The following is a 12,502-nucleotide window of genomic DNA, read 5'->3' on the forward strand; positions in this document are numbered from 1 at the left end:
CGGCTCGCCCTCTCCTCCCCTGACAGGACAACATATGGATTTTTTCGAGAAAGATCCTACGCCGGAAAACTACTGGCGCGGCGTGATCCTTTTTGGAAACAACTTCGCCACGTACAAGTTCGCGCTGGCGCAGGCGCTGTATGAGGTTAAGCGCGAAAACAGCCTCGTGAAGCTCGAAGACCTGGCGCTGCCGTTCAGCGCGCATATCTGCGCGCACCTCAGAGAAGCGCCTAAGCAAATCCTCAACATCAAGCGTCCTGGTCAGTTCATCCTTGCCTGTCAGCAGTTTAACCAGCAGGAGATAACGCAGGGGCAGCTTATCGAGGCGACGGTCAGGCACGGGTTTAACGTCGTGCTGAAGGCGTTTCACAATGTCAGCGGCGGGCCGATCGCGAAACCGTTTTTCATCAACGAACCGCGCGCTCATAAAGCCATCCGCCTGACCGATAACTTTTATCGCCTCACGGAAACCACGCAGTTCGCGAATCTTACGCATGAAACGGACGCCCGCTGGCGGCTGGTCGAAAAAGCCTGGCAGATGAACCTGCCGCCGCAGTTGCTGGATGTCCATTACGACCCTGAGCAGGAAACCCTCTTCACCCGCTTAAGCTCATCGCGCATCGCGCTGACGAGCTGTCGCAACAGCCTGAACGGCTACCAGAAGGGCCACTGTTTTTACTGCAACGCGCCCATCAGCCTTGAGAAACATCACCCGACGCTTGCCGATGTCGACCACTTTCTGCCGCTTGCCGCTCAACTGCCGGGCGTGAATCTCAACGGCGTCTGGAATCTGGTGCTCGCGTGTCGCAGCTGTAACCGCGGCGAAAACGGCAAATCCGCCCGCGTCCCGACGCTTGCGCTACTGGCACGGCTGCATGCCCGTAACGAATATTTTATTAACAGTCGTCTGCCGCTGCATGAGGCAATCATTAACCAGACGGGTAATAATGAACGCCAGCGTAAAACCTTCCTGCAGGACGCCTGGAACGCCGCCTTTGCGAACCGCCTGCAACAGTGGGCGCCCGAGCAGCAACAGGAGCTGATTTTCTGATGACGCAAAATTATTACCAGGCCCACGCGCATGAGTTTTTCGAGGGCACCGTCGCGGTCGATATGTCCTCGTTATATAACGCATTCACCCCGCACCTGCCTGCGGGCGGGCGCGTTCTGGACGCGGGCTGCGGCTCCGGGCGCGATGCGCTCGCATTCCGTCAGATGAGCTATGAAGTCGAGGCGTTCGACGCCTGCGGCGAACTGGTCGCGCTGGCGCGGGCGCACAGCGGCCTGCCGGTAAAGGAGATGACCTTTAACGAGCTTGATGCGGTTGAACGCTACGACGGTATCTGGTGCTGCGCGTCGCTGCTGCATCTCTCGCATGACGAACTGCCCGCTGCCATGCAAAAGCTGTCGACCGCGCTGAAGCCCGGCGGCATCTGGTATCTCTCATTTAAATATGGCGAGGGCGAGCGCGAACAGCAGGGGCGGCGCTTTACCGATATGAACGAAGCCCGCCTGACGACGCTGCTGGCCGCCTTTCCTGCGCTGTCGCCGCAGGCGTTGTGGGTGACGCAGGATAAACGCCCGGAGCGCCGCGAGCAGTGGCTGAATGGGCTGCTTGTAAAGCGCTAAAACGCATTTCATATTCAGGTTGTGACGCTATTCACATGCCGGGATCAATGTCCCGGTGAGCTGAATAATGCCGCAGCCTTTAAACAGGCGTATCCGGTTTGGTTAATAACAGATAAATCGTTAAATACCCTTTTTATCTTTCCATAAAAATCAGCCACAAATAAACAGACAAAAATCCGCGCCGCTCTATATATGATATTTCTTTTAATATCCTTACCCTTTTCAATTATGCCATTGATGCCATCGGTAAAAAGACCTAGGGCAAATAGCCTCTTTTATTTTTTTCGTCTCATTGAATACTCTTTCTGCTAATAGACTCCCCAACGAGCGCTACTGCATGGAGATTCACAATGAATGTGTTAATGGTTGATAAGCAATCAATATTTATTGAAGGAATGGCATCGGTGTTGAAGCAGTTTATTCCAGAAATAACCATCTGCGGATTAAATAATCCGGATGAAATTGATACTACACTCGGTTATTTTCCGGCCTCGTTGATTTTGCTGGATGGTGATGCAGGCAAAAGCGTAAACATCGATTTGCTGGATGATTTAGCGCAGCGTCACCCGGCCATTCCGGTCGTGCTGCTGGTAAATCAGTGCCAGCCTGCGCTGCTGCGGCTGTTTCTGCGTCATCATGTGGCGGCGTTTGTACGGCGCGATTCGCCGCCGGAAGCGATCGTCCAGACGCTGCGCGCCGCCGCAATGGGGATGTTGTGCTTCCCGCAGGAGAGTATCTCGCTGCTGGACAGCGGGCCCGGCGCGCTGGCGCGGCTGAGCGAGCGCCAGCGTGAAATCCTTAAGCTGCTGGCGGCGGGGGAATCGAACAAGCAGATCAGCCGCCATCTGAACATCAGCGCCGGCACCGTGAAGGCCCATCTGGAGTCGATATTCCGGCGTCTTAACGTCACTAATCGCACCCAGGCGGCCATGTTGTATTCCGGGGATGAATAACGCTCTGTTGATTTGTTGACTGACTACATACGATGAGTTTTTACCAATGATTAAGGGGCATTATGCGCTGCACAATGCCCCTGTTTATTTACTGCGGATAGCTGGTTAATACGTGCCACTGCCCGTTCACATTTTGCATGACGGTAATCGCGGTACGGTTATTGGCAATATTAAACGCGCCGTTGTTATTAACGCCCAGGCCAACGTTGGCCGCGCCATTGCCATTCATCTGAGTATTAATCACAAAGCGGTTCTGATTCAGTGTCTGTCGTGCGCAGAACGCCTGAATGTCGGCCCCCACCTGCGTCCACATCGCCTGCGCCGAAAGCCAGGCCGACGCGGTCGCCGTCTGCTGGCATCCAGGCTGGCCGCCATTAACGCGCTGCGTAAGCCATGCCTGATTCTGCCCGATATGGCACTGCACCAGATGCCCGCCCGCGTTATCCTGCGCGGCTGCCCAGGCAGCCTCTCCCCCCGCCTGCGGGAAATTACATGCGGGACCATTCAGGGCCCAGCTACTAAACGAAAACGCCATTAATGTAGCGGCAAAAGCGCCGGACATTACGCGGGTTTTGGTCATACCTGAAAACAGATTAATAGTAAACATATCTCTCTCCTGCTCGTAAATAAAAGGGAATGCGAACTCGCAGGGATAAAATAAATTCAGGCGGACAACAGTCATATTCGCCGGGTGGCAGAGAATCAGCGACGTTTAGCCTGGGCCATTTCCCGGAATAACCTGTTTAGCTACTCCGGGAAACGGTTATGGCGTGGTCTTTTTACGGGGCGAACGTGTCGGAGATTTTTTGCGGGCAGGTGTGATAGCCTTTTTACGCCCTGGCGGAGGTGCGGTTGTTTTTCGGCTTTTCATGACGTTCCAGAAATAATAAATCGCCACCAGTCCAACGCCCATATCTTTTAATATCCAGAAGGGCAAGGTCTGCACCATGATGTTTTTATCCAGCAGTAAATACGGCAAATTAAGCCCACTCTGGGCTGCGAAACCAAATGCGGCGACTAATAACCCGAGCCGATACCACAGCGGAATTAACAGCATTCTTGTATTCAGCGCGCTGATAAAAATCACAATCGCCACGGTGACATCAATCAGCGTCACGGCCCAGAACAGTAATTTTATGGATGGCATTATGTTTCTCCTGATTTCGGGCGTCGGGGCGAGCGCTTACGCGCGGGCGCGCGTTTCGCCACGCCACGGGCGACGCGCTTAAGCTCGCCCGCCACCTGCAAAATGTCGTGCCCTTCGCGACGGTTAAAAAAGTTGGCGACCCAGGCGATCATCCCGACGCTCAACGCGCCGACGAAATACCCGATCCCCATGGCGATATCGCTGTCCCGGAAGTTCATCCCCAGCCAGTGCGAAATAAACCCACCCAGCGTAAACGTGGTGCTGACGCTAATGGCGCCGATAATCACCCCCGCCGCCAGTCGGCCATGCTGATGCAGTTTTTTAGGCTGCCAGAAGAACGACACGCTCAGCCCGCCAAACAATCCGGCGAGCGCGGCGAGACACTGGCTTAACAGCTCATGAATGTTTTGATCCGCCATAACGGCACCTCGGAAAAGCGGCCCCGGCGCACAAGGCGCTGAGGCCGCGGCGGTTACTGGCAGGGAGGAAGTACAACCGCGCTGACATCGTTATCCGTCGAGAGATAGCGCGTCATACTCTGCGCGCTGAAGATAAGATGCCGACCGCTGCTGATGCCCCGCACGCTGTCGATATCGGCGGTGTACCACACGCCCGGCTCCGGCAGCGGCGCGCCGGTGTAGCGATCCCCACCCAGCTGCTTTTTATTGAGCGCCCAGACGTTCCACAATGAATCCTGCGGGTTGCCGCTCCAGCCAAGTTTTCGCGCCTCGTCGCGCGTCACATATTCACGGGGCAGCACGTCGTCTTTATTCAGCGTGCGTAATAACACGGTGAGCTTAGCGACATCCTTAACGGGCTTTTTATTTTGCGCCACCAGTTCCTGATTCGCGTTATTCACCACCACATCGCATTCCGGCAGGCTGGCATAACCCGGTAACGCAAAAAGGCATGCAGCAAGCCCCATGCCGAACGGCATATATTTAAAACGTTTCATAAGTTATTCCTTAAATAAGCGCGTCAGAGGGCGGTCAGAAATAAAAGACGCTCGGCTTCGCGGCGACGGGTTAATCCGGCGAGCACATTACCGCCTGCTTTATTCCAGCGTAAAAGCTGATCCGCCGCCTCGCGATAACTGCCCTGATTCAGTAATCGCAACAGCGTGCTGCTTTGCAGATTGCCAAGGCCGACGTTAAAGGCGAAGCTCACCAGCGCGTCAAACTGGTTCTGATTAAGATCCACTTTCACCATCTGGCGAATACCGCGCTCGGTCATGCCTAAATCGGCGCGCAGGAGATCTTCCGCCTCCTGAAGCGTTAAGGCGCGGGTAAAATTTTCATTCGGCAAAATAAGATGGCCGTAGCCGATGGTCCATTTGCCGACGGCGTCCTGATATTTATCCAGGCGCAGCCCTTCAAAGGATTTAATTAATTCCACGCCGGGCATGCCGGTATTGTTAGGGATATTAGCCATTGTCGTTACTCCTGTCTGTCGGTTTAGGGAGAACCTGATTGGTGTATTCCTCAATCAGGCGCATCACGCTTTCAGGCGGCTCCAGAACGGTGAACTGCATTTCGATATCCACGTGGTCGCTGTCGCGCCCGTGGTTATCCCGGCTTTGCGGCGACATGCTGACGTGAAAACGCCCTACCGCCTCATCAGAAACGCCTGCCGGCGCGCTTTGCTGTTCCACCGCATCCGTGCGCACCGTCAGGAACACTTTCATTTTTTCGAGCATCAGCCCGCGCGGCGTCGAAAGCGCCACCAGCGGGAGTTTGAAGTGGTGGTTGTCGTCGAGCTCCATCTCAATGACTTTCGGCACCAGCCGCCCGTCGTCGCTGTGCTCGAAGAACGGATCCAGCGCCTGCATATACTGATGCGCGATGAGCTGGTTCGCGGAGGTCGCCGCGTGCTGCATCCCGCGGGTGATATCCGCAAGCGTGATGGGCATACCGCGCGGCGACGGCCCTGACGGCGGCGGCGTGCCTCCTCCTGGCGGAGGGCCAGGCGGAACCGGGTCCGGCGGTGTGATATCCGGCGCGGCGGCGTGGTTCACAACCGCATCGTCCGGCGAATCCACCGCGGCGGTGCCCTGAGTGGGCGCTGCGCCTGATGACGCCTGACCGCCTCCCGCCCCCGTTTCCCGGTTGCCGCGTATCCAGTCTTTCAGTGACATAGTGCGCTCCGTGAGAAATGAGGCTGCAACGCAGCCTCAGGGTTAGCTATCAGGGCGCCCGGTTGGGGGCAGTGTTGTTATTTCCCGCAGGCGTCGCCGGGGCGACCGGCGTGACGGGGTAGGCGTCGAGCGTTTTGTCATCCAGCTTTTTGGCTTCGGACGGCAAAATGGCCGGGCGCGTGGCCGCATCGGTCAGGAAGTCGATCACGCGCATCAGCGCTTCCGGCGGCGGCTGACGCTTCACCTGGGTGTGGATGCTGTATTTCGCGCGGGTATCGGTGGAGCGGGTTTGCTGCGCTTTATGCGAGACGCGCCCGCTGATTTTCACGCTGAACGGGCCCCAGCCCACAGACGCCTCCAGCGACGCTTCCGCCGCGGTTTCGCTGTTGCTGGATTCGCTCTGGGAGACTTCCAGCTCGAAGTCGATGGTCCCTTCTTCGATGCTGATGTTCGGGTGAGAAATCGCCGCCAGCAGCGGGATGCGCATGGTTTTTTTCACCACGCCCTGAATCACGCCTTTTTCATCGACCACGGTTTCGTCGTAGTCAAACTGCACCGCCTCCGCCTTACCGTCTTTAATACAGACGGAAAGCAGGAAGTCGGCATACGCTTTGCTGGCCTGCACCTGCGCTTTGATCATGGCCTGCAGCGGCCCGCCAATCATGTGCTCCAGCGGCAGCGCATTAATGACCGATCCAATGAATTGAGAATCCATAATGCTTACTCCTGTGAGTGTGTAAGAACGTCGCGATGCGAATTCGCAGGAGTCACATTACCGGGCGGGAAACCGGCGACATATTCGCCGGATGGCGGGCGCTGGCGCGGGAAAATGGCCCATGACATTGGAAATAGTCCCGCTTAATCGTTCGAATGTTAACGATATGAGCGGTCAGGGCCGGGCGGGGCTGCGCCGGGGTAGCGTAATGCTCTACACTCCTTGTCAGTGTCCACAACAAAGGAAACCGCGATGACCATCATCAAAAGTTACGCCGCGCACGACGCTGGCGCAGAGCTTGAGCTCTATGAGTACGACGCAGGCGAGCTGAAGCCTGAGGATGTGGAGGTTGAGGTTGAGTACTGCGGCATCTGCCACTCCGATCTCTCGATGATCGATAACGAATGGGGTATGTCGACGTATCCGCTGATTGCGGGCCACGAAGTGATTGGCCGTGTGAGTGCGCTGGGCGGCAGCGCGCAGAACAAGGGCCTGAAAGTGGGCCAGCGCGTCGGTATCGGCTGGACGGCGTCAAGCTGCGAGCACTGCGATGCCTGTATCAGCGGCAATCAGGTGAACTGCCAGCACGGCAGCGTGCCGACGATCCTGAACCGCGGCGGCTTCGCCGATAAAATTCGCGCGAACTGGCAGTGGGTGATCCCATTGCCGGAAGGCATCGACGCCGCGTCCGCCGGTCCGCTGCTGTGCGGCGGCATTACGGTGTTCAAACCGCTGCTGAAGCATCACATTACCGCCACCAGCCGCGTCGGCGTGATCGGCATCGGCGGTCTCGGCCATATCGCCATCAAGCTGCTGCGCGCGATGGGCTGCGAAGTGACGGCGTTCAGCTCGAATCCGTCGAAAGAGCAAGAGATCCTGGCGATGGGCGCGGATAAAGTAGTGAACAGCCGCGATCCGCAAGCGCTTCAGGCGCTGGCCGGTCAGTTCGATCTGATTATCAACACGGTGAATGTGTCGCTCGACTGGATGCCGTACTTCCAGGCGCTGGCCTGGGGCGGGAATTTCCATACCGTCGGCGCGGTGATGAAGCCGTTCGAAGTCCCGGCGTTCTCGCTGATTGCGGGCGACCGCAGCGTATCCGGCTCCGCGACAGGCTCGCCGCACGAGCTGCGCTCGCTGATGAAGCTGGCGGCGCGCGCCAAAGTGGCGCCGCAGACCGAAGAGTTCCCGATGTCGCGCATCAACGAGGCGCTGCAACATGTGCGCGACGGCAAAGCGCGCTACCGTGTGGTTTTGAAAGCAGATTTCTGATCGGTAAGCGTAAAAAGCAAAGGCGCCGTGAGGCGCCTTTTTTGATCGTTTGAGATGGTGGGTGCGCTACGCTTACCCACCCTACAAAACCCCGGGCTCACCGTAAGGCGGGTAAGCAAAGCGCACCCGCCATGAATCCCACCGCCGCTTCCACGTAGGGCGGGTAAGCCACGCGCACCCGCCATGAATCCATCGCTGCCTCCACGTAGGGCGGGTAAGCCACGCGCACCCGCCATTAATCCACCACCGCTTCCACGTAGGGCGGGTAAGCCACGCGCACCCGCCATGAATCCATCGCTGCCTCCACGTAGGGCGGGTAAGCCACGCGCACCCGCCGTTAATCCACCGTCTTCCGCAATGCGTTTACTGCCTCAACGCCACCACTTTCTGAATCACCTCATGCACCGGCACCACGCCATAGAGCATCTCGTCCTGCGAGATCCAGACCGGGGCGACCAGCAGCAGCGCAGTGGCGATAACGATAGCGAGCACCGAGCCAAGCAGCCAGCGGCTGCGCAGCCGCCCTTGCTGTTTGCCCCACGCGGCGAGCGGTTTGCCGAACTGGCGACGGAGCCAGTTGCGTCGCCACAGATAACCCATCAGCGTCCCGACCAGCGCGATGCATAGCATCGGTATGCCATGCACCAAAGCAATCCCCTGCAGCCCCGCCTCCACGTTCCACACGCCATTGATATGGCTGGGGGCCGTCAGGTAAATGCGCCCGGTATCGAAGTTCATCATTCCCTGCCGCTGCCAGGTCGTTACTACCGGCAGCAGCAGATAGATCATCAGCGCGGTAAAGAGGCTCCACTTCGCCAGCGACCAGCGCTGCACCGCGCTGACGAGGCTCCCCAGGCTTGCGATCGCCTCGTTAAGATATGGCGTGGCGAAGGCGCGGTTGAGCGATTCACGCAGCGCATCGCCGCGCTTGCCGCGGCTATGTTCGATAAGCATCGCCTGGTGCGCTTCCGATTCCATAAATGTCTGCACCGTTTTGCGGCTGACGCCGCCCACAAACGGGTTGCGCCGTTTCCCCGGCGTCGCCTGGCGCACCAGCATATCGAGATCGTTTTTGAGCAGCGCCTGCAACACGTGCCCGGCGTCGAGAATGTGCGGCGTCACGCCATAGAGGATCCAGCGAATGGGCTCCTCGCCTGCTTCCGGCAGCGGGCTTTCCAGGCGGCCAAAGGGGACGTTCGCGTCATACATGACATGCACGTCGCGACGCGCGTAATCCACATCGTTGTACGTCAGCGCAACGGGGCCGTAACTGCCGAGCGACGGTACGCCCGCCTTGTATAACCCCTCGCGGATATACTCCGGCACGTCCGCCTGCGGGTAGACGAGCTGGTAGTCCGGCGTGGCGGTCGCTTTCAGCGAGGTGATGTGTGAAATAATCCCTGTGCCGCTACACGGCGAGCACTGTTTGTTGCCGGAGCCGCCGCAGCTGCTGCAGGTCACCCTGCCGCCGTAACAGGTGGGGCAGCTCTCGTAGTAGTTTTCGGTACGGTTTTGTTTAGTGTAACTATCGTAATAGCTGCGCTGGCGCATCACCTGGCCGCTGCCGCCGCAGCCATAGCAGGAGGTTTTCCCGGAGCCGTGGCACTGGCCGCAGTTGACCGAGCCGCTGCCGTGGCAGTTATTGCAGTTTTCCGTGAGGCAGACCTGCATCGGGTGAAAGTAGACGACCTCTTCATTCTGCCAGTCGCCATAAGGCCGCGAGAGCAGCGACGCCCGCGCGTCATCCAGCGTTTTGTCGCGGGCGAGGATGGCGCTGGTCTGCATCTGTAAGGCGCGCTCATACTCCGGGCGCGAGTGGCAGACATCGATATTCAGGCCCGCGGAAACCCGCCCCGCCTGGCTTGCCGTGTCGGTCCGGACGTTAAAAATCAGCCGCAGGCTTATCTGGTAGTGGAAATCGATGTAGTCGACAGGCACCACGCTGAGCTCGCCTGGCTCAAGGCGCGTGGAATCGCGAACGAAGGTCTGAATGGTGGTATCGCAGGCGGCAAGCCAGGCGTCTTTCATGATGTATCCTCAGGCGAAATGATCCGTCAAAATGCAGGCCGCCGTCAGATATGGCCGCTCATCGCTTTTTAAGGGGGAAGAAGCGAAATGGTAGCATAGCGAGGCGTAAGGCTATGCCCCTGATTCTGGTGGGGAAGTGGGCATTGCGGTGGTGGGTATTGAGGTGGTGGGTGCGCAAGCTTACCCACCCTACGGAAAACAGTCAGGTGATGTGGTGGGTGCGCGAAGCTTACCCACCCTACGAAAAACGATCAGGTGGCGTGGTGGGTGCGCTGCGCTTACCCACCCTACAACAAGGTGCAGGGTTTTGTAGGGCGGGTAAGCGAAGCGCCCCCGCCTTAACATCAAACCTCACGCCCGCCTTAACCTCAAACCTCACACCCGCCTTAACACAAACCTCGCCCCCCGCCGCTGAAACTCACCTGCCCTGGGTTATCGCCTTAAACACCCCTGCGACCGCCACGGCGCCCGGATCCTCCACCCCTTCAAGGTTATCGCTCCCCACGTAGGACGAACGCCCGGCCCTGGCTTTGCCCATCTGCGCGGTGGCTTTTGCGCCCTGCTCCGCGGCCTGCGCGGCGGCGGCAAGCCCCGCGTTTTTCAGCGCTTCCAGCGCCGGTTGCAGGGCGTCGATCAGCGTCCGGTCGCCAGGCACCGCGCCGCCATAATGCTTCATCTGCGCCAGGCCCGTCAGCAGCGCGTCGGGCAACGCGGCGCCATCGGCCACCTTCTGCCCGGCGGCGGTAAAGAAAATCGACATCAGCACACCGCTTGAGCCGCCCATCACCGTCGCCAGCCGCTCGCCGATAAGCTGCAACAGCGCGGCGGCGTCGTTCAGCGGCAACTGGTTATTCGCAAGCTTCTTCGCGATATCCCGCGCGCCTTCGGCAAAGGTGGAGCCGGTATCCCCGTCGCCCACTTTCGCATCGAGCGCGTTCAGGCGCGCCTCTTGCGCGATAAGGGCGGCCGTGGCGCGATCCAGGAGCGTGCGCACGTGCGGGTTGTCAGAAGGCGTGGCCTCAACGCTGTCACGCACCAGCGGCAGCGACTGCGCGTGCGGCTCGCCAAACGCCACCGGCGGCAGCCAGCCCACGGTCTCCACCGGCGCGTTCAGCGCCTGTACGACGTTATCATTCAGCGGCAACACGGAGAGCGAAAAGCCTTTCATGTCGAGCGCGCTCACGAGCGGCGCAGGGCCGATAAGCCAGTCGATACGGTCTTTCAGGGCCGAGCGCGACAGCTCGCGGGTCAGCAGCGCCATCTCCAGCGCAGACGTGCCGCCGAGATTGTTAATCAGCACCGCGAGCCGCGCGTCGGCGGGTACTTCCGCCGTCAGGCGCTCCACCAGCGTCGCCACAATTTCCCGACTGTTCTGGGTGTTGATGGTGCTGGCGCCGGGCTCGCCGTGAATACCGAGCCCCAGCTCCGCCTCGCCCTGTTTAATGCGCCCGTCTTCGGTGCTTCCCGGCAGGCTACAGGTCTGTAGCGCCACGCCGAGGCTTTTCACCGCGTCGCTCGCCTGCTGCGCCAGCGCGCGTACGTCGCTTAACGATTTGCCCTGCTCGGCGGCGAAACCGGCGATTTTATGCACCAGCGCCGTGCCGGCGATGCCGCGCGGCTGCTTGTTATCCGGCAGCGCCACGTCGTCGGACACAATCACCATCTCCACTTTCAGCCCGTGGCGTTTGGCTTTCTCTGCCGCCAGGCCAAAGTTCAGACGGTCGCCGGTGTAGTTTTTCACGATGAGCAGGCAGCCGCGATCGCCGGTTACCGCCACAATGGCGTTCAGCACCGCGTCCACGCTCGGCGAGGCAAAGAGATCGCCGCAGACGGCGGCAGTGAGCATTCCCTTACCCACAAAGCCCGCGTGCGCGGGCTCGTGGCCGGAGCCGCCGCCGGAAATTACCGCCACTTTGCTTTTATCCCAGTCGCGGCGGGCCACGATGCGGATAGCCGGGTCGATATCAAGGCGGGTGAGGTTCTGGTGGCGGGCAGTGAGGAGAAGCCCGTCGACAGCGTCGTTGATAAGGCTTTTACGGTCGTCAAAAAAGAATCTGGACATGGTTTCCTGCGAATCAGTGAACGGTATGGAAAGCATAGCCGTTTCGCAGGCACGCGGCGGTCAGAGCCCGTATTCGCCGTAGCCGCGCCGCTTTTGCAGGCGATCCAGCCAGCGGCCAGCAAAGTGAACACCCACTAACACAGCCGCCAGAAAGGCGGTGTGCAGCCAGAAGGCGACGCGCCCGTCGAAGATGAGAAAGCTCACGATGAAATACGGCAGCGTGGCGCTGGCTATCGCAAAGAGAAGGTGGTCGCCGAGCGAAAACAGGCGCAGCACATCGTCGGCGTCTTTCTCCTGTGGAGAGCCTGCCGTCACGATGCCCACCGCCAGGCTGCGGCGGTCTGTGTGGCGCGCGAGCAGCGCGAAAAGCAGCCCCAGCACGGCGAACACGCCGCCCTCGAAGGCCAGCCACGACAGCGGATCGCGAAAATAAAAGTAAGCGCCCACTATCAAAATCAGGAGCAGTGCCTCAGGCAAAAAAGCGAGATGGGCGAAGAAAAGGAGTAACAGCGAGGCGAATCTTTTCATGGCTTCCTGCAAACGTGAAAAGAGAGGAACCGCA

General features: G+C 59.2%; 14 protein-coding genes. 4 read left to right on the forward strand and 10 right to left on the reverse strand.

The window, feature by feature from the left end:
• The first annotated feature begins 34 nt into the window (after positions 1-34).
• The 3 genes from AACV31_RS06685 (at position 35) to AACV31_RS06695 (ending at position 2,582) form a co-directional block, all read left to right on the forward strand.
• Positions 35-1,051 (forward strand): HNH endonuclease domain-containing protein, encoded by a 1,017-nt coding sequence (locus AACV31_RS06685; protein ID WP_165155710.1) that lies wholly within the window; start codon positions 35-37, stop codon positions 1,049-1,051.
• The gene (locus AACV31_RS06690; protein WP_165155708.1) at positions 1,051-1,629 is read left to right on the forward strand and encodes a class I SAM-dependent methyltransferase; all 579 of its coding nucleotides are present in this window, start codon (positions 1,051-1,053) and stop codon (positions 1,627-1,629) included. The genes AACV31_RS06685 and AACV31_RS06690 overlap by 1 nt, the downstream gene beginning before the upstream one ends.
• 350 nt (positions 1,630-1,979) lie before the next feature.
• Positions 1,980-2,582 carry a helix-turn-helix transcriptional regulator gene (locus tag AACV31_RS06695; protein ID WP_075197397.1) on the forward strand — a complete coding sequence of 201 codons (603 nt, stop codon included), beginning with the start codon at positions 1,980-1,982 and terminating at the stop codon, positions 2,580-2,582.
• A gap of 88 nt (positions 2,583-2,670) precedes the next feature.
• On the opposite strand, the gene AACV31_RS06700 is transcribed toward AACV31_RS06695, so the two are convergent.
• From AACV31_RS06700 to AACV31_RS06730, 7 genes are all read right to left on the reverse strand, one after another.
• A complete protein-coding gene (locus AACV31_RS06700) occupies positions 2,671-3,189 on the reverse strand; it encodes an RNase A-like domain-containing protein (protein WP_165155706.1) in 519 nt (172 codons plus the stop codon).
• 156 nt (positions 3,190-3,345) lie between these two features.
• Entirely contained in the window at positions 3,346-3,729 is a 384-nt protein-coding gene (locus AACV31_RS06705; protein ID WP_165155704.1) for a hypothetical protein, read from the reverse strand.
• Positions 3,729-4,148, reverse strand: a complete 420-nt coding sequence (locus AACV31_RS06710) for a hypothetical protein (RefSeq protein ID WP_012815114.1) — start codon at positions 4,146-4,148, stop codon at positions 3,729-3,731. Before AACV31_RS06710 ends, AACV31_RS06705 begins: the two co-directional genes overlap by 1 nt.
• 53 nt (positions 4,149-4,201) lie before the next feature.
• Positions 4,202-4,684, reverse strand: coding sequence for a ribonuclease (locus AACV31_RS06715; RefSeq protein WP_161589632.1), 483 nt, complete (start codon positions 4,682-4,684; stop codon positions 4,202-4,204).
• Between the two features lie 23 nt (positions 4,685-4,707).
• Entirely contained in the window at positions 4,708-5,160 is a 453-nt protein-coding gene (locus tag AACV31_RS06720) for a lysozyme (protein ID WP_007767158.1), read from the reverse strand.
• Positions 5,153-5,863: a DUF2589 domain-containing protein gene (locus tag AACV31_RS06725; RefSeq protein ID WP_165155702.1), complete on the reverse strand. Its 711-nt coding sequence runs from the start codon at positions 5,861-5,863 to the stop codon at positions 5,153-5,155. Before AACV31_RS06725 ends, AACV31_RS06720 begins: the two co-directional genes overlap by 8 nt.
• A gap of 49 nt (positions 5,864-5,912) precedes the next feature.
• Positions 5,913-6,578 (reverse strand): DUF2589 domain-containing protein, encoded by a 666-nt coding sequence (locus tag AACV31_RS06730; RefSeq protein ID WP_007767154.1) that lies wholly within the window; start codon positions 6,576-6,578, stop codon positions 5,913-5,915.
• A gap of 252 nt (positions 6,579-6,830) precedes the next feature.
• Here AACV31_RS06730 and ahr point away from each other — a divergent pair, with 252 nt between their 5' ends.
• Positions 6,831-7,850, forward strand: a complete 1,020-nt coding sequence (gene ahr / locus AACV31_RS06735) for an NADPH-dependent aldehyde reductase Ahr (protein ID WP_165155700.1) — start codon at positions 6,831-6,833, stop codon at positions 7,848-7,850.
• 363 nt (positions 7,851-8,213) lie between these two features.
• Here the strand turns inward: ahr and AACV31_RS06740 are convergent, their stop codons facing one another.
• The 3 genes from AACV31_RS06740 to AACV31_RS06750 all read right to left on the reverse strand — a co-directional run bounded on the left by AACV31_RS06740 (position 8,214) and on the right by AACV31_RS06750 (position 12,468).
• Positions 8,214-9,878, reverse strand: a complete 1,665-nt coding sequence (locus tag AACV31_RS06740) for a DnaJ-like cysteine-rich domain-containing protein (RefSeq protein ID WP_165155698.1) — start codon at positions 9,876-9,878, stop codon at positions 8,214-8,216.
• 418 nt (positions 9,879-10,296) lie between these two features.
• Positions 10,297-11,940, reverse strand: a complete 1,644-nt coding sequence (locus AACV31_RS06745; RefSeq protein WP_165155696.1) for a dihydroxyacetone kinase subunit DhaK — start codon at positions 11,938-11,940, stop codon at positions 10,297-10,299.
• 60 nt (positions 11,941-12,000) lie between these two features.
• Positions 12,001-12,468 (reverse strand): hypothetical protein, encoded by a 468-nt coding sequence (locus AACV31_RS06750; RefSeq protein ID WP_105538285.1) that lies wholly within the window; start codon positions 12,466-12,468, stop codon positions 12,001-12,003.
• Positions 12,469-12,502: the final 34 nt, after the last annotated feature.

The organism is Cronobacter sp. EKM101R, assembly GCF_963888145.1.
GTDB classification, from domain to species: Bacteria; Pseudomonadota; Gammaproteobacteria; order Enterobacterales; family Enterobacteriaceae; genus Cronobacter; species Cronobacter turicensis.

Bases quoted from the DNA above. Each gene is read 5' to 3' on its own strand.
- AACV31_RS06730 (WP_007767154.1), bottom strand. From the start codon at position 6,578: ATGGATTCTCAATTCATTGGATCGGTCATTAATGCGCTGCCGCTGGAG.
- AACV31_RS06695 (WP_075197397.1), top strand. From the start codon at position 1,980: ATGAATGTGTTAATGGTTGATAAGCAATCAATATTTATTGAAGGAATG.
- AACV31_RS06745 (WP_165155696.1), bottom strand. From the start codon at position 11,940: ATGTCCAGATTCTTTTTTGACGACCGTAAAAGCCTTATCAACGACGCT.
- AACV31_RS06740 (WP_165155698.1), bottom strand. From the start codon at position 9,878: ATGAAAGACGCCTGGCTTGCCGCCTGCGATACCACCATTCAGACCTTC.
- AACV31_RS06725 (WP_165155702.1), bottom strand. From the start codon at position 5,863: ATGTCACTGAAAGACTGGATACGCGGCAACCGGGAAACGGGGGCGGGA.
- AACV31_RS06705 (WP_165155704.1), bottom strand. From the start codon at position 3,729: ATGCCATCCATAAAATTACTGTTCTGGGCCGTGACGCTGATTGATGTC.
- AACV31_RS06690 (WP_165155708.1), top strand. From the start codon at position 1,051: ATGACGCAAAATTATTACCAGGCCCACGCGCATGAGTTTTTCGAGGGC.
- AACV31_RS06720 (WP_007767158.1), bottom strand. From the start codon at position 5,160: ATGGCTAATATCCCTAACAATACCGGCATGCCCGGCGTGGAATTAATT.
- AACV31_RS06750 (WP_105538285.1), bottom strand. From the start codon at position 12,468: ATGAAAAGATTCGCCTCGCTGTTACTCCTTTTCTTCGCCCATCTCGCT.
- AACV31_RS06685 (WP_165155710.1), top strand. From the start codon at position 35: ATGGATTTTTTCGAGAAAGATCCTACGCCGGAAAACTACTGGCGCGGC.
- AACV31_RS06710 (WP_012815114.1), bottom strand. From the start codon at position 4,148: ATGGCGGATCAAAACATTCATGAGCTGTTAAGCCAGTGTCTCGCCGCG.
- AACV31_RS06715 (WP_161589632.1), bottom strand. From the start codon at position 4,684: ATGAAACGTTTTAAATATATGCCGTTCGGCATGGGGCTTGCTGCATGC.
- ahr (WP_165155700.1), top strand. From the start codon at position 6,831: ATGACCATCATCAAAAGTTACGCCGCGCACGACGCTGGCGCAGAGCTT.
- AACV31_RS06700 (WP_165155706.1), bottom strand. From the start codon at position 3,189: ATGTTTACTATTAATCTGTTTTCAGGTATGACCAAAACCCGCGTAATG.